Consider the following 17928-nt stretch of genomic DNA (forward strand, 5'->3'; position numbering starts at 1 on the left):
AGAGTCAGATGGGGTCTATATCGCCCCGCGCCCACATTTCGATGGTTTCCGCATAAAAATCGGCGAAACGGCCTTCCTCGATAGACTTGCGGATACCCTGCATCAGCTCCTGATAATAGGCAAGATTGTGCCAGGAGAGCAGCATGCCGCCCAGCGCCTCGTTGGCGCGGGTGAGATGGTGCAGATAGGCGCGGGAATAATCGCGCGAGGCTGGGCAGTTGGACTGCTCGTCCAGCGGGCGCATATCCTCGGCATGGCGGGCATTGCGGATATTGACCTTGCCGCGACGGGTAAAGGCAAGCCCGTGACGGCCGGAGCGGGTCGGCATCACGCAGTCGAACATGTCGATGCCGCGCGCCACCGACTTCAGGATGTCGTCGGGCGTGCCGACGCCCATCAGGTAACGCGGCTTTTCGGTGGGCAGCACCGGCAGGGTGATATCGAGCATGCCGAGCATCACATCCTGCGGCTCGCCGACGGCAAGGCCGCCGACCGCATAACCCTTCAGATCAAGCTGCTTCAGCCCTTCGGCGGAACGGACGCGCAGGTCCGGCTGGTCGCCGCCCTGCACGATGCCGAACATGGCCTTGCCGGGCTGATCGCCAAAGGCCACGCGGCAGCGCTCGGCCCAGCGCAGCGACATTTCCATGGCGCGCTCGATTTCCTTGCGCTCGGCCGGCAGTGCGATGCATTCATCGAGCTGCATCTGGATATCAGAATCGAGCATGCCCTGGATTTCGATGGAGCGTTCCGGCGACATGTGGTGCAGCGAACCGTCCACATGGCTCTTGAAGGTCACGCCCTGCTCATCCAGCTTGCGCAGGCCGGAAAGCGACATCACCTGAAAACCGCCGCTATCGGTGAGGATCGGGTGCGGCCAGCGGATCAGCTCATGAAGGCCGCCAAGGCGGGCAACACGCTCCGGACCGGGCCGCAGCATCAGGTGATAGGTATTGCCGAGAATGATATCGGCCCCAAGCTCGCGCACCTGATCGAGATACATGGCCTTGACGGTGCCGACCGTGCCGACCGGCATGAAGGCAGGCGTGCGGATGACGCCGCGCGGCATGGCGACTTCGCCGAGGCGCGCGCCGCCGCTCGTGGCTTTCAGGGTGAAGGTGAATTTGTCGTGCATCAGTTTTTCCGGAACAACAGGCTGGAATCGCCATAGGAATAGAAGCGGTATCCGGTTTCGATGGCGTGCTTATAAGCGTCACGCATCGTTTCGAGACCGCAGAAAGCCGAAACGAGCATGAACAGCGTCGATTTCGGCAGGTGGAAATTGGTCATCAGAATATCGACCGCGCGAAAGCGGTATCCCGGCGTGATGAAGATGCCGGTGGCATCGGACCATGGGTGGATAACACCATTCTCATCGGCCGCACTTTCGATCAGGCGCAGCGATGTCGTGCCGACGCAAACGATCCGTCCGCCGCGCGCCTTGACGGCATTCAGCCGGTCGGCGGTTTCCTGCGACACATGGCCGATCTCGAAATGCATCTTGTGATCGTCGGTATCGTCGGACTTGACCGGAAGGAAGGTGCCTGCCCCAACGTGAAGCGTCACGAAATGCCGCTCGATGCCCACCTTGTCCAGCGCGGCAAACAGATCGGGCGTGAAATGCAGCCCGGCGGTGGGGGCGGCAACGGCTCCCTTTTCGCGGGCATAGATGGTCTGGTAGTCGGTCTGGTCCTGCGCATCTTCCGGGCGTTTCGCCGCGATATAGGGCGGCAGGGGAATATGGCCGACGGAGGCAATCGCCTCATCCAGCACCGGGCCGGAGACGTCGAACAGCAGCGTGATCTCGCCCTCCTCGCCCTTCTCCTCCACGGTGGCTTCCAGATGGGCAAGGCCGCAGGCATTGTCGCGCTCATAACCGAAACGGATGCGGTCGCCCTGCTTGATGCGCTTGCCGGGACGCGCGAAAGCCTTCCAGCGGGATTGATCGGCGCGCATGTGCAGCGTGGCCGAAACCGCCGTCTCTGGCGCACCTTCGCGCAGCCTGACACCTTCGAGCTGGGCGGGAATGACGCGGGTGTCGTTGAAGACAAGCGCATCGCCGGGCTTCAGGAAGGACGGCAGGTCGAAGACACGGTGGTCTTCCATGCGGTTCTCATTCGGATCGACGACGAGCAGGCGCGCGCTATCGCGCGGGTTCGCCGGGCGCAGGGCAATATTCTCCTCGGGCAGATCGAAATCGAACAGGTCTACACGCATTGCAAGGGTCTTCCAGAAATCCAATTTGACACGGCACGGTGTTTTGCGGCCCGACGCATCCTCGCCCCTCATTCCTGTGCTTGTCACAGGAATCCAGTCGGCGCGCGTCTGCGCGGCGGGAGGAGTCCTTTCAGCCCAGGGACTTGGGCTGGCTGGATTCCTGTGACAAGCACAGGAATGAGGGAAGAAGAGAACGGCGCGACGGATGGCAAGCGTCAAAACTGCCGCGTCCATCCTTAAAATCACGTACCGTCAATAAACGTCAAAACCCGCCTCGCATAGACTGCGAGACGGGTCGAACTGCAATTTCCGCAAATCAGGCCGCAGAAGCGAGCTTGATGGAAACGATCGAATCCGGGTCCTTCACCGGCTCGCCGCGCTTGACCTTGTCGATGGCTTCCATGCCTTCGATGACCTGGCCCCAGACGGTGTACTGCTTGTTGAGCCACGGCGAATCCGTGAAGCAGATGAAGAACTGCGAGTTGGCGGAGTTCGGGTTCTGAGAACGGGCCATGGAGCAGGTGCCGCGCACGTGCGGAATGGCGGAGAACTCGGCCTTCAGGTCCGGCTTGTCGGAGCCGCCCATGCCGGCGCGGGCCGGGTTGAAGCTTTCCGCACCCTTCTTGCCGAACTTCACGTCGCCCGTCTGGGCCATGAAGTCTTCGATGACGCGGTGGAAAACGACGCCATCGTAAGCGCCTTCCGATACGAGTTCCTTGATGCGGGCGACGTGGCCCGGAGCAACTTCCGGCAGCAGCTGGATCACGACCTTGCCGGTCGTCGTTTCCATGATGATGGTGTTTTCCGGATCCTTGATCTCGGCCATGACTATTCTCCTCTGTTCGGGCTCCATTGCCCTTACCTTACTTTTTGCCGACGGTGACCTTGATCATCCGGTCGGGGTTGGAAACTTCGCCGTTGCCGCCGGCGCCGCGCTTGATCTTGTCCACGGCTTCCATGCCGGACACGACCTTGCCGACCACGGTATACTGGCCGTTCAGGAACGGACCGTCGGCAAACATGATGAAGAACTGCGAATTGGCGGAATTCGGATCCTGCGAGCGGGCCATGCCGACCACGCCGCGCGTGAAGGGAACCTTGGAGAATTCGGCCGGAATATCCGGCAGATCGGAACCACCGGTGCCCGCGCGCTGGGCGCTGAAGCCCTTCTCCATGTTGCCATACTGCACGTCGCCGGTCTGCGCCATGAAGCCGTCGATGACGCGGTGGAAGGCAACATTGTCATAAGCGCCCTTCTTGGCCAGCGCCTCGATCTGCGCCACGTGCTTGGGCGCAACCTCAGGCATCAGCTCGATGACAACAGGGCCGTCCTTCAGCTGGACGGTCAGGAGTTCGGCGGCAGATGCAAGGGTGCTGGCGGCAAGCGCGCCCGCAAACAGGGCGCCGGCAAAGGCAAATCGAACGAGTTTCATCGGATTGGCTCCAGAATGTGAGGCTGAAGTCAGCGCTTCAGCTTGGCGTTGAGGGCTTCAAGCACGGCTTTCGGCACGAAGGCGTCGACATTGCCGCCCATGGCGGCGATCTGCCGGACCAATGTGGCTGTAATGGGTCGCGACGAGGTGCCGGCGGGCAGGAATACGGTCTGGATGTCCGGCGCCATCTGGCGGTTCATGCCGGCCATCTGCATTTCATAATCAAGATCGGTGCCGTCCCGCAGGCCGCGCAGCAGAAGACGTGCGCCGTGCTGACGGGCGGCATCGACAACCAGATTATCGAAGGAAACGACCTCCATGCGCGCCGCTTCGCCCGGCAGGGTCTCGGAAAGGGCCTGACGTATCAGCGCCGCCCGCTCCTCGAAACTGAACATCGGCGCTTTTCCGGGATGGATGCCAACGGCGACGATGACTTTGGACGCGACGTTCAGCGCCTGAATAAGCACATCCAGATGTCCGTTGGTCATCGGATCGAAGGATCCTGGATAAAAGGCAATCGTCATATCGCTCTCAGGTGGTGGGCGTTATGTGCCGCCTTTTGTCATGGAGACGGTCGCGGCGCAAGACTTTTACCACCCCGGCCCGTGGTCGGCGCGGCGTGAACCACGGATGAATAGGCCGTTCAGTGCGGTTTCAGGGCTATTTTTTATAAATGGAGCCCAACAGGAAACCGAAACGCCTCTCACCCGTTAAGCATCCGGAGAATTGAAAATGCTGGCCTTCATGATCGTTCTTTCGATCGTCGCATCATTCGCTGCCGAGTATCTTTTTTTCGAATGACGCCCGCCGCCAGTTTCCTGAACGCCAGATGAACAAGCCATTCAAGGAAGTTTCACAGGCGCGATGCTAATCGATTTTTACGGTTGACGCGGAACATGATCGCACATGGCGCGTTAAGAAAGAACCAAAGGAACGGACAGATGTTTGTAAGAGAAAAACAGTCTACTTCGGCAAAGATCAGTGTCATCAGCACCGCCTGGACAGTACTGGTCATCGCCATGGTGGCAACGACGTTTAGTATTTATGAACAGAAGCCGGAAAAGCAGGGTCCGGACTATCCGCAGCTGACCGCCCGCTACCAGTACATGAATTATTACTGATAGAGGGCGAGAATTTCTCGCACCAGATGGAGACACTATCATGTTCACATTTTTGACGCTGCTTCTTGCCCTGATCAGCATTATGTTCGTGACATCGATGATCTCCGTCGTCGCCGAGATGCGGCGCGAAGACGAGGAATTCAAAGCCATGATCAGGCGCGACCGCGCTTTTTGAGCGTCCCGTTGCGGCATGATCGCCGTTAAAAAGATGATTCTTCGCAACCGCCTGGCCGCTCCAGGCGGTTTTGTTTTGCCGTTTTACCGGGTGGCAAGGCGAAGATGATGGCGGAAAAACCGCGTCCCAATCACATAAGCGTTTTCAAAACCCCGTTTTTCCAAGGCAAATTCCCTTCAATTTCCGTTTGGATTGATTTAAGGAACGCCGATACGTTGCGGGCCGGACGGCTGGCGACCGCAATGACGTTCCTGTGAGGTTTGCATAACGATGCTCGATTCCCTGAGAAATGCTTCTCGAACCATGGCAGCCAAGCTGCTGCTTCTCCTGCTTGTTGTTTCGTTTGGCGTCTGGGGCGTCTCCGCATCACTCGTCACCGCCAATTCCCATGCCGTCATGACGGTGGGCGACCAGACGGTCAGCCCGGAGGAATTCCGCCTCGCCTATCAGCGTCAGATTTCCGACCTCAGCCGCCAGTTCGGCACCCGTCTGACGACGGAACAGGCCAAGGCCTTCGGCATCGACCGTCAGGTGTTCAGCCAGCTTGCCGCCGGCGCCGCCCTCGACGAGCTGGCCTCGAAGATGAATCTCGGCCTTTCGGAAGACCGCCTTGCCAACCTCATCGCCGAAGACCCGGCCTTCAAGTCGGTCAATGGCCAGTTCGACCGTAATCTCTTCAGCGAGCGCCTGCGCAATTCCGGCTTCCGCGAAGACGACTATATCAAAGAACGCAGCAAGGTTGCCGTCAGAAGCCAGATCGTCGAAGCCGTCTCGGATGGTTTTGCCGCACCGCAGGTGCTGGTGGATGCGCTGAAGCAATACCGCAACGAGCAGCGCGCAGTCGATTACGTCATCCTCTCCAACGCCGTCATCCCGCCGGTCAAGACGCCGGGCGATGACGTTCTCACCCCCTGGTTCGAGACCAACAAGACGAAATATCGCGCACCGGAATTCCGCAAGTTCACCTATGTGAAGCTGGAACCGTCGGACATTGCCGATCAGGCCTCGGTAACGGATGCCCAGATCGCCGATTATTATGAGAGCCACAAGGACAGCTTCCGCACCGCCGGCCGCCGCACGGTGGAGCAGCTGACCTTCCCGGGCAAGGAGATGGCCGAAGCCGCTGCCGAGCAGATCCGCCTCGGCAACACCACCTATGATCAGGTGGTGAAGGATCAGGGCAAGACGCCGTCCGATGTGACGCTCGGTGAATTCACCAAGGACACCATTCCCGACCAGTCGATTGCCGATGCGGCTTTCGCCATCCAGAAGGATGGCGGCGTCTCCGCGGTCGTCGAAGGTTCCTTCGGCCCGGTCATCCTGCGCGTCACCGGCATCAAGCCCGAAACCACCCGCACGCTGGAAGAGGCGAAAGAGGACATCCGCAAGGACCTCGCCACCGCCGCCGCCGCGGAAGAAATCACCAATGTGCATGATCGCTACGAAGATCTGCGCGCCGGCGGCTCTTCGCTTGCCGATGCGGCAAAGCAGCTGAACCTGAAGCCCGTCACCATCGCCGCCATCGATGCGGCAGGCCTCGATGAAAAGGGCGATGCGGTTCAGGGCCTGCCCTCCCCGCAGCTCGCGCAGGAAGTTTTCAAGACCGAGCCCGGCACGGAAGCCCTGCCGATCAATCTTGGCCGTGAAGGTTACATCTGGTTCGACGTCGACCAGATCATTGCCGCCCGCGACCGCACGCTTGCCGAAGTGCGCGACGATGTCGTGGCCGACTGGACGGCGGAGCAGCAGCGCACCGCGCTTGCCGCCAAGGCCGACGAGCTGAAGGCCCGCGTTGAAAAGGGTGAGCCCCTTGAAGCCGTGGCTGGCGAGCTGAGCCTTGCCGTCGAGCAGAAATCCGGCCTGCGCCGCACCAGCGAAGACGCTATTTTCGGCCAGCAGACGATCGCGGCGGTCTTCTCCGGTGCTGAAGGCAAGGTTGGCACGGCGGCTGATGCAGACGGCTCCAGCCGCATCCTCTTCAAGGTCACCTCCGTTGACACCAATGCGCCTGCCGATGCGCTCGCCAATGACGACCAGCAATTCGCCGCCATCGCCCGCGCGGCCGGCGACGACATGCTGGACCAGATGGTCAACCGCCTGCAGAACGATTATGGTGTGACCATCAACCAGGCCCTCGCCGATCAGGCGATGGTCGGCTTCTAACCGGGGGGCGAAAAGATGGCCGAACTGAAGCCGCTGATCGCCAAGGTCGCGAACGGAGAAAGCCTGAACCGCGAGGATGCGCGCACGGCTTTCGACATTCTGATGTCGGGCGAAGCCACCCCGTCGCAGATCGGCGGTTTCCTGATGGCGCTGCGCGTGCGCGGAGAAACGGTGGACGAAATCGTCGGCGCCGTCTCCTCCATGCGCGCCCGCATGCTGCCGGTTTCGGCCCCCGCCAATGCCATCGATATCGTCGGAACCGGCGGTGACGGCATCGGCACCTATAATATCTCGACGCTGGCCTCAATCATCGTCGCCGGCACGGGCCTGCCGGTCGCCAAGCATGGCAACCGGGCGCTGAGTTCCAAATCCGGCACGGCGGATGCGCTATCCGCGCTCGGCGTGAAGCTCGATATCGGCCCCGACCTTATCGCCCGCTGCATCAGCGAGGCGGGTCTCGGCTTCATGTTCGCGCAGCTGCACCATTCCGCCATGCGCCATGTCGGCCCGAGCCGCGTCGAACTCGGCACAAGGACGATCTTCAACCTGCTTGGCCCCCTTTCCAACCCGGCGGGCGCAAAGCGGCAATTGCTCGGCGTCTTCTCGCCGCGCTGGCTGGTGCCGCTTGCCGAAGTGCTGCGTGATCTTGGCTCGGAGAGCATCTGGGTCGTGCATGGCGACGGCATGGATGAGGTGACCACCACGGGCGTCACCCATGTGGCGGCGCTGGAAAACGGCAAGATCCGCACATTCGACCTGACGCCAAAGGATTTCGGCGTTCAGCCGGCCCAGATGAACGATCTGAAGGGTGGCGACGGCATTGTCAATGCGGCGGCGCTGCGCGAGGTTCTTTCCGGCAAACGCAATGCCTATCGCGACGTGTCGCTGTGCAATGCGGCCGCAGCCCTCGTCATTGCCGGCAAGGCGGAAACGCTGGGTCAGGCGATGACGATCGTCAGCGAGGCGCTCGATAGCGGCGCGGCAGCCGCAGCGCTGGAGCGTCTGGTCGCCGTCTCCAACGAGGCAGACCCCAAGCAGGCCGACCATTAAAAGGAATGAGAGCGAAACCATGAGCGACATTCTGAAAAAGATCGAACTCTACAAGCGCGAGGAAATCGCCGCCGCAAAGGCGAAGGTTTCCCTTGCCGATCTCAAGGCGATGGCCGAGGGCCAGACCGCGCCGCGCGGCTTTTACAGGGCGCTCAGGGCAAAACAGGCCGAGGGCAAGTTCGGCCTGATTGCCGAAATCAAGAAGGCCAGCCCGTCCAAGGGCCTGATCCGCCCGGATTTCGATCCGCCGGCGCTGGCGGCCGCCTATGAAGCGGGCGACGCCGCCTGTCTTTCGGTGTTGACGGACAGCCCGAGCTTTCAGGGCGCGCCGGAATTCCTGACCGCCGCCCGCAATGCCTGCGCCCTGCCGGCGCTGCGCAAGGATTTCATGTTCGACACCTATCAGGTGCACGAGGCCCGCGCCTGGGGCGCGGACTGCATTCTCCTCATCATGGCATCACTCTCCGACGACGAGGCAAAACGCCTGGAAGACGAGGCTTTCGCGCTCGGCATGGACGTGCTGGTCGAGGTTCATGATGCGGAAGAAACCGAACGGGCGCTGAAGCTCGCCTCGCCGCTTCTCGGCATCAACAACCGCAACCTGCGCACCTTCGAAGTCAGCCTCGAAACCAGCGAGAAGCTGGCTGGTCTCGTGCCCGCCGACAAGCTGCTGGTCGGCGAAAGCGGCATCTTCACCCATGAGGATTGCAAGCGGCTGGAAAAGAGCGGCATCAGCACCTTCCTCGTCGGCGAAAGCCTGATGCGCAAGGACGATGTGACCGCGGCCACCAAGGCGCTGCTGACCGGCAGCACCGGCGTTCTGGCAGCGGAATGATCGCCCCATGAGCGAGGCGGGCAAGCTGACCCATATAGACGCTGCCGGTGAGGCCCATATGGTCGATGTCGGCGACAAGGCTGAGACCGTCCGCGTCGCCGTCGCCGAGGGTTTCGTGAAGATGAAACCGGAAACACTCGCCCTTATTCACGACGGCAACGCCAAGAAAGGCGACGTCATCGGCACTGCCCGCCTGGCAGGCATCATGGCCGCCAAGCAGACCGCCAATCTCATTCCGCTCTGCCACCCGCTGATGCTGACCAAGGTTTCGGTCGACATCACCGAAGACATCGCCCTGCCCGGCCTGCGGGTGGAAGCCATGGTGAAACTATCGGGCAAGACCGGCGTGGAGATGGAAGCGCTGACCGCCGTTTCCATCACCTGCCTGACGATCTATGACATGGCCAAGGCCGCCGACAAGGCGATGGAAATCGTCAATATCCGCCTTCTCGAAAAGCGCGGCGGCAAGTCCGGTGATTTCAGGGCTGGCGATTTGCAGCGACAGGAGAGCTGAATGAAACCGCTGCTGCCCGTGGACGAGGCCACAAAGCGCCTTCTGGAGGCGGCGGTTCCCGTAACGGCAAGCGAGACGCTGCCGCTTGCCGAGTGCGATGGCCGCGTTCTCTCGGCCGATCTCGCGGCGCGTCTGACCCAGCCGCCCTTCGACGCCTCGGCAATGGACGGCTATGCGCTCCGCAGCGCCGATGCGCCTGAAATCGGCTCGGTTCTCACCGTCATCGGCCAGGCAGCCGCCGGCCATGCCTTTACAGCCACGGTGGGACAGGGCGAAGCCGTCCGCATCTTCACCGGCGCGCCGGTTCCCGCAGGGGCCGACACCATTCTCATTCAGGAAGACGCCGAAGTGCTGGAGGGCGGAAAAATCCGCACCACCTTCGAAGTCACCGCAGGGCGACATATTCGCCCGCGCGGTCAGGATTTCGCCGAGGGTGAAATCGTCCTGAAGGCGGGACGCGAACTCGGTTTTACCGACCTCACGGTTGCGGCGGCAATGAACCACGCCACACTTCCCGTCTATCGCAGGCCGCTCGTCGCCATCCTCGCCACCGGCGACGAATTGCTGCCGCCGGGAAGCACGCCGTTGCCCGCCCAGATCATCGCTTCCAACACCTTCGGCGTCGCCGCCCTTGCCCGCAAGGCGGGTGCGGAGGTTCTCGATCTCGGCATCATCGCCGATGACGACGCCATGATCCGCGCTGCCATCGGCAGGGCCGTGGCGGCAAAGGCCGACGTGCTGGTGACGCTCGGCGGCGCATCGGTCGGCGACCATGATCTCGTTCAGGCGGCGTTGAAGGCGGAAGGCATGCAGCTCGATTTCTGGCGCATCGCCATGCGCCCGGGAAAGCCGCTGATGGTGGGCGCCATCGGCGCCATGCAGGTGCTGGGCCTGCCCGGAAACCCGGTCGCAAGTCTCGTTTGCAGCCTGCTGTTTCTCGAGCCCCTGATCCGCAGGATCGCCCGCCGCGCGCCCCTGCAGCGCGCCGCTACTGCCCGCACCGCAACGCCATTAAGGGCAAATGATCACCGTCAGGATTATCTGCGCGCCCGTTTTAGCACGGACGAAAACGGCGCATTGGTGGCGGAAGCCTATCAAAAGCAGGATTCATCCATGATGAAGATATTGGCCCATTCCGACGGCCTGATCGTGCGCCCGCCCCATGCTGTGGAGGCGGAAGCCGGGGCGGAATGCCCGGTGATAAGGCTTGGCGCCTGATACGCGCGCCGCGCGTCGGGATTTGCGGCAAACAGCTGCCAGCCTCTTAGCAACACTTGCCGAATGGTTGCCGCGCCGCTGCAAAACGGCCCTGTCACCTTCCGTCCGGCACCAGATCCTCAAATAAAACTGTAACATTCCTGTATCCTGAGACGTATGACAAAAAAAACCGCCTATAAGCGGAGTCATTACGAATTCAAAAGACACCTTCTGCATCCGCCATGGGAATATTTCCCCATATTGTTGTGCCAAAATAAATCACATGAATCCTGTTATTGGGATTGACAGAATAAATGCGATGCTGTCACCAAGACGAACAGTAGAGGGGAAAAATTCCGGAATTTCCAGAAAATGAGAATTACTTATAATTATCAATTAAATAAGATAAAAAACGGCGAAAATGGAATTTCCGGCAACAAAAATTAGTTTCCTATAAATTAAGCTTTCCAAAACGGGCTTCATAATAATAATCATAGTCGATAAGCAGACTCACTGGAGTTTCTTGATGAACACGGCATCCACGCCCAAAACCACGGGACCCGACATTGCCGGGCAGATTGCCTATGCCATGCGGAGCATGGGTGTTTCGCCGATCCCGCGCAATTACAGCCTGTTTTACGAAGCCTATATCGGCTCGAACCCGGCCCTGACGAAGGATCTGGCGGCACTTGGAAACCGCGTCACCCAGGAAGACCTGGACGAACTGTCCACGCGCTACGGTGAAGGCAATCCCGGACGGGCAATCGACGACGCGCATGAGAAGCTGCGGCGCGAACTGGAGGGCCTTCTGGGCACGCTGAGGCGCGAACAATCCTCCATCGAAAACTACAACCGGATTCTCGGCGAAACCCGCCAGCGCATCGACGACAAGAACGCCTCCAGCACCAATATTCTGAGGAATGCGATTTCATTGCTCGCCGAGGCGACCGGCTCGAAAATCATCGATGGCGAAAAGGCGTTCAACGACGTCAACCGCCATGCCGAGGAAATGCATCAGGTTCGCCTGGAGCTGGATGAATATAAGCGCATCGCCAATACCGACTCGCTGACCCGCCTTTCCAACCGGCGCGCTTTCGATGACAGGCTGGCCTCCGTCTATGACAGTTCCATCGGCCTGCAATATACCACGCTCGTCCTGCTCGATATCGACCATTTCAAGCGCATCAATGACACATTCGGCCACCCGGTCGGCGACAAGATTCTCGCCACCGTCGCCTCGGTCATCCGCGCCAATGTGCGCAAGGACGGTTTCGTCGCCAGAAGCGGCGGCGAGGAATTCGCCATCATTCTCGATGGCAATACGCCCGAGGAAGTCATGGTGATGTGCGAGCGCATTCGCCTGTCGCTGGAAAGCACGCCGTTCCGCAATTCCAGATCAGGCGCGGACTATGGCACGGTGACGATCTCCATCGGCTTTGCCTCCGCCGCGCAGGCCAATAATCCAAGCGAGCTTTACGGCCACGCCGACACGGCGCTGTACCACGCCAAGGAAACCGGCAGGAACCGCTCGATCTTTTATGAAGACGGCATGCAGAAGAATTATACCGGCAAGAACTGGCTGATTTACCGGACATAAGCCGGGTGGCATTTACCCCACGATCTCCTCCGTCATGCCGGACTTGATCCGGCATCCAGCTTCAGCGCGTCTGAGCCGTGAAAGACGCCTTCTCGCAATCAAGGACTTGATCGCACTGGACCCCGGATCTAGTCCGGGGTGACGCTGTGCGGATGCGTGGTTCGCCAAGCGAATAGATGCTGCGGCGCTTTCCCGACATTTTGATTGGGCCACCTAACCGAGCAGGTTCCCCTTCACCACATCGTCTTCGCCGCCCGCGCCGCCCATTCCCGGTCATAGGTTTCCTGATCGAATTCCGCCTTTGCGGCTTTCAGCAGGACGCCCGGTGTGGGCAGCGATGCGGGTTCGACGAAATTGGCGGGGTTCCAGAGTTCGGAGCGCATGAGAGCCCTGGCGCACTGGAAATAGACCTCGTCGATCTCTACCACGATCACCGTGCGGGGATGTTTGCCGTCCATTTCGAAACTCTGCAGCAGATCGGCATCGACCGAAACCACGGCACGGCCGTTGACGCGCATCGTGGTATTCGAGCCGGGGATCAGGAACATCAGCGCCACACGTGGGTCGCGCACGATGTTCAGGAGCGAATCGACGCGGTTGTTGCCACGCCAGTCGGGCAGAAGCAGCGTCTTGTCGTCACCCACCCGCACCACACCGCCCTTATCGCCGCGCGGCGAACAGTCCATGCCTTCCGGCCCCACCGTGGCCAGCGCCAGAAAGGGCGATGCCTCGATCATCAGCCTGTATTCGGCCGTCAGCGAGCCGGTCACCTTGGCGATCGACGCTTCGCTCGTGCCATCATAGATGGCCTTCAATTCCTCAACCGTGCGAATGATCGTCATGTCGGCTCCAATCCCGTAAAACAACCTGCACCCCGCCAGACGGGGCTTAATCTTCCGCCGCCTCTGCCTTTTCCCGCTCCGCCCGCTCGCGCGCGGTGCGGGCGGCAACGAGGTCGGCCGGCTGGGCATTGCCGCGGATCAGCGAACGGCCGGCATAGATGCCACCGACGACTTCCATCGCGAAACGTTCCTCGTCACGGTCGCGGAATTCCTCGACCAGACGGGCCGCATCCTCGCGCTCCTCACCCATGGCGCCCAGCACTTCCTCGCTGAAATTCAGCGCCGATTCCAGCGTCTCGCGGATCTGGTAATCGACGCCGGCCTTCAGAAGGTCGATGGCGTGGCCGCGGTCATAGGCGCGGGCGAGAACCGGAACCAGCGGGAACTCGTGTTTGACGATCTCCGCGATCCGCACCGCCGCGTCCTTGTCATCAACGCAGATAAGCACGGCGCGCGCCGTACTCGCACCGGCAGCATGCAGGATTTCCGCCCGCGAGCCATCGCCATAATAGACCTTGAAGCCGAATTCCGCCGCATCGCGCACGAAGTCGGCATCCTTGTCGATGAGCGACAGCGTGTAGCCCCGCGCCAGAAGCGGCTGGCTCACGATCTGCCCGAACCGCCCGAAGCCGATCAGCAGAATGCTGCCCTCGACATTTTCAGGCACATCGAGATCGTCGGTATTGGGAACCGCCGCCGGCACCAGCCGGTCATGCAGAATGACCATCAGCGGCGTCAGCACCATGGAGATGATGATGGTCGCAGTCAGGATGGCGTTGGCTTCGCGATCCAGAATACCGGCACTGACGGCGGCCGAATAGAGCACGAAGGCGAATTCGCCGCCCTGCGCCATCAGCACCGCCCGCTCCAGACTTTCGCGCCGCGTGGTGCCGAGTGCACGTGCCACACCGTAGATCAGGAAGGCCTTGAGCAGCATGTAACCCGCGACGCTGACGACCACGAGCTGCCAGTTGGAAGCGATGACGGCAAGATCGATCGCCATGCCGACGCCAAGAAAGAACAGGCCGAGCAGAATGCCGCGAAACGGCTCGATATCCGCCTCAAGCTGATGGCGGAAGGAGGATTCGGACAGCAGCACGCCCGCCAGAAACGCGCCCATGGCCATGGAAAGACCGCTGACCTGCATCAGAAGCGCCGAACCGAGCACCACCAGCAGAGCCGCCGCCGTCATCACCTCGCGCGCACCGGAGGCCGCCAGCAGCCGGAAGAACGGGTTGAGAAGATAACGCCCGGCGAGAATGAGCGCCCCAACCGCAGCAAGCGCGATGCCCACCGAAATCCAGCGCTCCGAGGGTGTCACATGTTCACCGCCGGAACCGAGAAAGGCAACCAGCGCCAGCAGCGGCACAATGGCCAAATCCTCAAACAGCAGGATGGCGATGATGCGCTGACCTTTCAGGCTCGACATGCTGTTGCGTTCCTGCAGCATCTGCATGACGATCGCCGTCGAGGTCAGCACGAAGCCGGTACCGGCGACGAAGGACATGATGACGGGAAAACCGAGACCGACACCGATCAATGTCAGGCCCGCCATGCAGACCAACACCTGCAACGCACCGAGCCCGAAAATATCCTGACGCATCGACCAAAGCCGAGACGGCTGCATTTCCAGCCCGATGATGAACAGGAACATCACCACGCCGAGTTCGGCGATGTGGAGGATCGCCTGCGAATCGGAAAAGAAACCGAGACCGTAAGGCCCGATCACAAGGCCGGCGGCCAGATAACCCAGCACCGAGCCAAGGCCGATGCGTTTGAAGATCGGCGCAGCCACAACGCCCGCCGCCAAAAGCACGACCACCTGGGCCAGATCATTTCCGTTCGCTTCGACAGCCACACGCCACCCCGTTTAGATTGATAGGACGAGGGTGTTCCCTCGCCAGATTGCCCGAAAGCGCCAGAACCCTTCTTCCGTCATGCCGGACTTGATCCGGCATCCAGCCACGGCGCGTGTGCGCCGTGAAAGACTCTCTCGCGATCAAGGACTTGATCGCGCTGGACCCCGGATCAAGTCCGGGGTGACGGAGTGGGGATGCAACAACATCGCCAAACGCACCGGTTCTTCAAATCCCCTGTCTGCATTCTCACGAGGGCGTCTCCCTCCATGTTTTACCGGGATAGCGGTTCCCTGCTCAAGCCCTTTTCAGCGAGCTCCCGTTCATAATCGGCAAACAGTGCGTCACCGGTCTCGCCAAGTTCCCTGAGGTATCTCCAGGTATAGATCCCGCTATCATGGCCGTCGTCGAAGACGATGCGAACCGCATAATTGCCGGTCGCGACCATCGAGCGGATGCCGACATTGCGCTTGCCGGGAACGGTGACCTTCTGCCCCGGCCCGTGGCCCTGCACTTCCGCCGAGGGCGAAAGCACCCGCAGCATCTCGGCGTCAAGCCGGTAGGCGCTGCCGTCGTCGAAGGAAACGGTCAGTTGCCGCCGGTCTTTTGACACTAGCAGCTCGGTCGGCCAGGCATCACTCATTTTTCACTTCCGCAAGCTCGTCATATGCGTCAGAATTACGGACTTGCCTCACGATAGGCAAGCCACTACATCACCGTGTGTGCCAGGGGCATCGCGCAATGAGGATGGAGACGTGAACAGTTTCCCCGGATCGCTTGAAAGAGCGCAATCCCTGACGGAAAACAACGCACCGATGGTCGACCCCTTCGGTCGGGCGATAAGCTATCTGCGCGTTTCGGTGACCGACCGCTGCGATTTCCGCTGCACCTATTGCATGTCCGAACACATGACTTTCCTGCCGAAGAAGGACCTTCTGACACTGGAGGAACTCGACCGGCTCTGTTCCCTCTTCATCACAAGGGGCGTGCGCAAGCTCAGGCTTACCGGCGGCGAACCGCTGGTGCGCAAGAACATCATGTCGCTGGTGAGGAACCTCGGCCGCCATGTGCGCACCGGCGCGCTGGACGAACTGACGCTGACCACCAACGGCTCGCAGCTTGCCAAATTCGCCGCCGAACTTGCCGATTGCGGCGTCAGGCGCATCAACGTCTCGCTCGACACGCTGGATGCTGAAAAATTCCGCCAGATCACCCGCTGGGGCGATCTCGACCGTGTGATGGAAGGGCTGGACGCCGCGCAGGCCGCCGGCATCAAGATCAAGCTCAACGCCGTGGCTTTGAAGGATTTCAACGAGACGGAAATTGCCGAGCTCATGCGTTTCGCCCATGGTCGCGGCATGGATCTGACCGTCATCGAAACCATGCCGATGGGCGAGATCGAGGAAGACCGGACAGACCGTTATCTGCCGCTCTCCAAGCTGCGCGCCGATCTGGAGCAAAGCTTCACGCTCATCGACAGCGATTACCAGACCGGCGGCCCCGCCCGTTATGTCACGGTCAGGGAAACAGGCGGCAGGCTGGGTTTCATCACGCCGATGACCCATAATTTCTGCGAAAGCTGCAACCGCGTCCGCCTCACCTGCACCGGCACGCTTTATATGTGCCTCGGCCAGGATGATGCGGCCGACCTGCGCACTGCGCTGCGCGCTTCCGACAGCGACGCCTATCTTTCCAGCGCCATAGACGAGGCCATTCTGCGCAAGCCGAAGGGTCATGATTTCATCATCGACCGTACGCATAAGCGCCCCGCCGTCGCCCGCCATATGAGCGTGACCGGCGGCTGAGCCTGTTTCTCCTTTCCCCACCCATATAAGCGGTTGAATTACCGGCCTCGCCGTGTCACGTCTCTTGGCATGGAGGAATGCGCAGTTGCGCCCGGCGGGCAGCCCTTGAGAGGCAATCGGGGCAAGATTGCGCATGGTCTGGGATCATATGGAATGGCATTGACGGATAATACGCGCGGCGCCCTCTTGATGGCGCTCGCCATGGCAAGCTTCACGGCCAACGACGCGCTGACGAAATCCGTCACCCCCTACATCAACACCGGCCAGATCATGTTCGTGCGCGGCATCATGACGGTGGTGCTGATCTATATCGCCGCACGGCATTTCGGCGCGCTCCGGCCCCTGAAAACCCTGCTCAGGCCCATCATCATCCTGCGCTGTCTCTGTGAGGTGACAGCGGCCGTTCTCTATCTGACGGCGCTCGGCCTCATCGAATTTTCCAACGCTTCGGCCATATTGCAGTCCCTGCCGCTGATCGTGACGCTGGGTGCTGCACTTTTCCTGCGCGAACCGGTCGGCTGGCGGCGCTGGGCGGCAATCATCACCGGCTTTATCGGCGTGCTCATCATCATCAGGCCGGGACCGGAAGGCTTCACGTCAGGCGCCCTGCTGGTCGTCGCCTCGCTGGCCGTTACCGCCGCACGCGATCTTCTGACCCGGAAAATGTATGCCGATGTGCCCTCACTCGCCATCACCGTCGTTACCGCCTTTGTCAACATGGCGGTGGGTGGCCTGCTGATCCAGCCTTTCGGCGGCTGGCAGCCGATGAACTTCATGATCCTGTCGCATCTTGCCGGGTCCGCCATTCTGGTGCTGGTCGGCTATCAGGCGATCATTCTGGCAATGCGAACCGGCGAAATCTCCTTCGTCGCGCCGTTCCGTTACACCAGCCTGCTCTGGGGTTTCATGATCGGCGTGTTCTTCTTCGATGAAAAGATCGACAGTTTCACCATCATCGGCGCCATGATCGTCATCAGTTCGGGTCTCTACACCTTCTATCGCGAAAGCCTGCGCAAGCGTTCGCAGATGGCCAAGCGCGCCGCCGCAACGCCCACGGCCGCAACCACGGTGCGGCCGGCTTCCGTAACGAAAACTGCCGTTACGGAAGAGGCGGGAGAGTGAC

At 60.9% G+C, this 17928-nt stretch carries 18 protein-coding genes; 10 read left to right on the top strand and 8 right to left on the bottom strand.

Features of this window, described 5'->3' with window-relative positions; translation table 11 throughout:
- Positions 1–4: 4 nt before the first annotated feature.
- From tgt to coaD, 5 genes are all read right to left on the bottom strand, one after another.
- Positions 5–1135, bottom strand: coding sequence for a tRNA guanosine(34) transglycosylase Tgt (gene tgt / locus AGR13A_RS08020; protein ID WP_080834623.1), 1131 nt, complete (start codon positions 1133–1135; stop codon positions 5–7).
- On the bottom strand, positions 1135–2217 hold the full coding sequence (gene queA, locus AGR13A_RS08025) for a tRNA preQ1(34) S-adenosylmethionine ribosyltransferase-isomerase QueA (protein WP_020810246.1): 1083 nt from the start codon (positions 2215–2217) through the stop codon (positions 1135–1137). Before queA ends, tgt begins: the two co-directional genes overlap by 1 nt.
- A gap of 316 nt (positions 2218–2533) precedes the next feature.
- Positions 2534–3043, bottom strand: coding sequence for a peptidylprolyl isomerase (locus AGR13A_RS08030; RefSeq protein WP_020810245.1), 510 nt, complete (start codon positions 3041–3043; stop codon positions 2534–2536).
- Between the two features lie 37 nt (positions 3044–3080).
- Positions 3081–3650, bottom strand: coding sequence for a peptidylprolyl isomerase (locus AGR13A_RS08035; protein WP_035223126.1), 570 nt, complete (start codon positions 3648–3650; stop codon positions 3081–3083).
- Positions 3651–3679: 29 nt separating this feature from the next.
- Positions 3680–4174: a pantetheine-phosphate adenylyltransferase gene (gene coaD / locus AGR13A_RS08040; protein ID WP_003495706.1), complete on the bottom strand. Its 495-nt coding sequence runs from the start codon at positions 4172–4174 to the stop codon at positions 3680–3682.
- A 417-nt stretch (positions 4175–4591) separates the two neighbouring features.
- Between coaD and AGR13A_RS08045 the strand changes: the two genes are divergently transcribed.
- The 8 genes from AGR13A_RS08045 (at position 4592) to AGR13A_RS08080 (ending at position 12302) form a co-directional block, all read left to right on the top strand.
- Complete coding sequence (locus AGR13A_RS08045; protein ID WP_003495704.1) at positions 4592–4771, top strand: hypothetical protein; 180 nt, start codon at positions 4592–4594, stop codon at positions 4769–4771.
- A 40-nt stretch (positions 4772–4811) separates the two neighbouring features.
- Positions 4812–4946 (top strand): hypothetical protein, encoded by a 135-nt coding sequence (locus AGR13A_RS25120; RefSeq protein WP_003495703.1) that lies wholly within the window; start codon positions 4812–4814, stop codon positions 4944–4946.
- 270 nt (positions 4947–5216) lie between these two features.
- A complete protein-coding gene (locus AGR13A_RS08055; protein ID WP_080834625.1) occupies positions 5217–7109 on the top strand; it encodes a peptidyl-prolyl cis-trans isomerase in 1893 nt (630 codons plus the stop codon).
- Positions 7110–7124: 15 nt separating this feature from the next.
- The gene (gene trpD / locus AGR13A_RS08060; RefSeq protein WP_080834627.1) at positions 7125–8159 is read left to right on the top strand and encodes an anthranilate phosphoribosyltransferase; all 1035 of its coding nucleotides are present in this window, start codon (positions 7125–7127) and stop codon (positions 8157–8159) included.
- Positions 8160–8178: 19 nt separating this feature from the next.
- The gene (gene trpC / locus AGR13A_RS08065; RefSeq protein ID WP_080834629.1) at positions 8179–8994 is read left to right on the top strand and encodes an indole-3-glycerol phosphate synthase TrpC; all 816 of its coding nucleotides are present in this window, start codon (positions 8179–8181) and stop codon (positions 8992–8994) included.
- A 7-nt stretch (positions 8995–9001) separates the two neighbouring features.
- The gene (gene moaC, locus AGR13A_RS08070; RefSeq protein ID WP_080834631.1) at positions 9002–9508 is read left to right on the top strand and encodes a cyclic pyranopterin monophosphate synthase MoaC; all 507 of its coding nucleotides are present in this window, start codon (positions 9002–9004) and stop codon (positions 9506–9508) included.
- Positions 9509–10726 carry a molybdopterin molybdotransferase MoeA gene (locus tag AGR13A_RS08075; RefSeq protein ID WP_080834634.1) on the top strand — a complete coding sequence of 406 codons (1218 nt, stop codon included), beginning with the start codon at positions 9509–9511 and terminating at the stop codon, positions 10724–10726.
- A 505-nt stretch (positions 10727–11231) separates the two neighbouring features.
- A complete protein-coding gene (locus AGR13A_RS08080; protein ID WP_035223117.1) occupies positions 11232–12302 on the top strand; it encodes a GGDEF domain-containing protein in 1071 nt (356 codons plus the stop codon).
- 233 nt (positions 12303–12535) lie between these two features.
- On the opposite strand, the gene AGR13A_RS08085 is transcribed toward AGR13A_RS08080, so the two are convergent.
- From AGR13A_RS08085 to AGR13A_RS08095, 3 genes are all read right to left on the bottom strand, one after another.
- Positions 12536–13144 (bottom strand): pyridoxamine 5'-phosphate oxidase family protein, encoded by a 609-nt coding sequence (locus tag AGR13A_RS08085; RefSeq protein WP_035223116.1) that lies wholly within the window; start codon positions 13142–13144, stop codon positions 12536–12538.
- Positions 13145–13190: 46 nt separating this feature from the next.
- Positions 13191–15002, bottom strand: coding sequence for a monovalent cation:proton antiporter-2 (CPA2) family protein (locus tag AGR13A_RS08090; RefSeq protein WP_035223115.1), 1812 nt, complete (start codon positions 15000–15002; stop codon positions 13191–13193).
- A 272-nt stretch (positions 15003–15274) separates the two neighbouring features.
- On the bottom strand, positions 15275–15643 hold the full coding sequence (locus AGR13A_RS08095; protein ID WP_035223114.1) for a gamma-butyrobetaine hydroxylase-like domain-containing protein: 369 nt from the start codon (positions 15641–15643) through the stop codon (positions 15275–15277).
- A gap of 112 nt (positions 15644–15755) precedes the next feature.
- Here AGR13A_RS08095 and moaA point away from each other — a divergent pair, with 112 nt between their 5' ends.
- Both moaA and AGR13A_RS08105 read left to right on the top strand, forming a co-directional pair.
- The gene (gene moaA, locus AGR13A_RS08100; RefSeq protein ID WP_080834636.1) at positions 15756–16805 is read left to right on the top strand and encodes a GTP 3',8-cyclase MoaA; all 1050 of its coding nucleotides are present in this window, start codon (positions 15756–15758) and stop codon (positions 16803–16805) included.
- A 153-nt stretch (positions 16806–16958) separates the two neighbouring features.
- Complete coding sequence (locus tag AGR13A_RS08105; protein ID WP_080834638.1) at positions 16959–17927, top strand: DMT family transporter; 969 nt, start codon at positions 16959–16961, stop codon at positions 17925–17927.
- Position 17928: the final 1 nt, after the last annotated feature.

It is taken from the genome of Agrobacterium genomosp. 13 str. CFBP 6927, from assembly GCA_900012615.1.
Taxonomy (GTDB): Bacteria; Pseudomonadota; Alphaproteobacteria; order Rhizobiales; family Rhizobiaceae; genus Agrobacterium.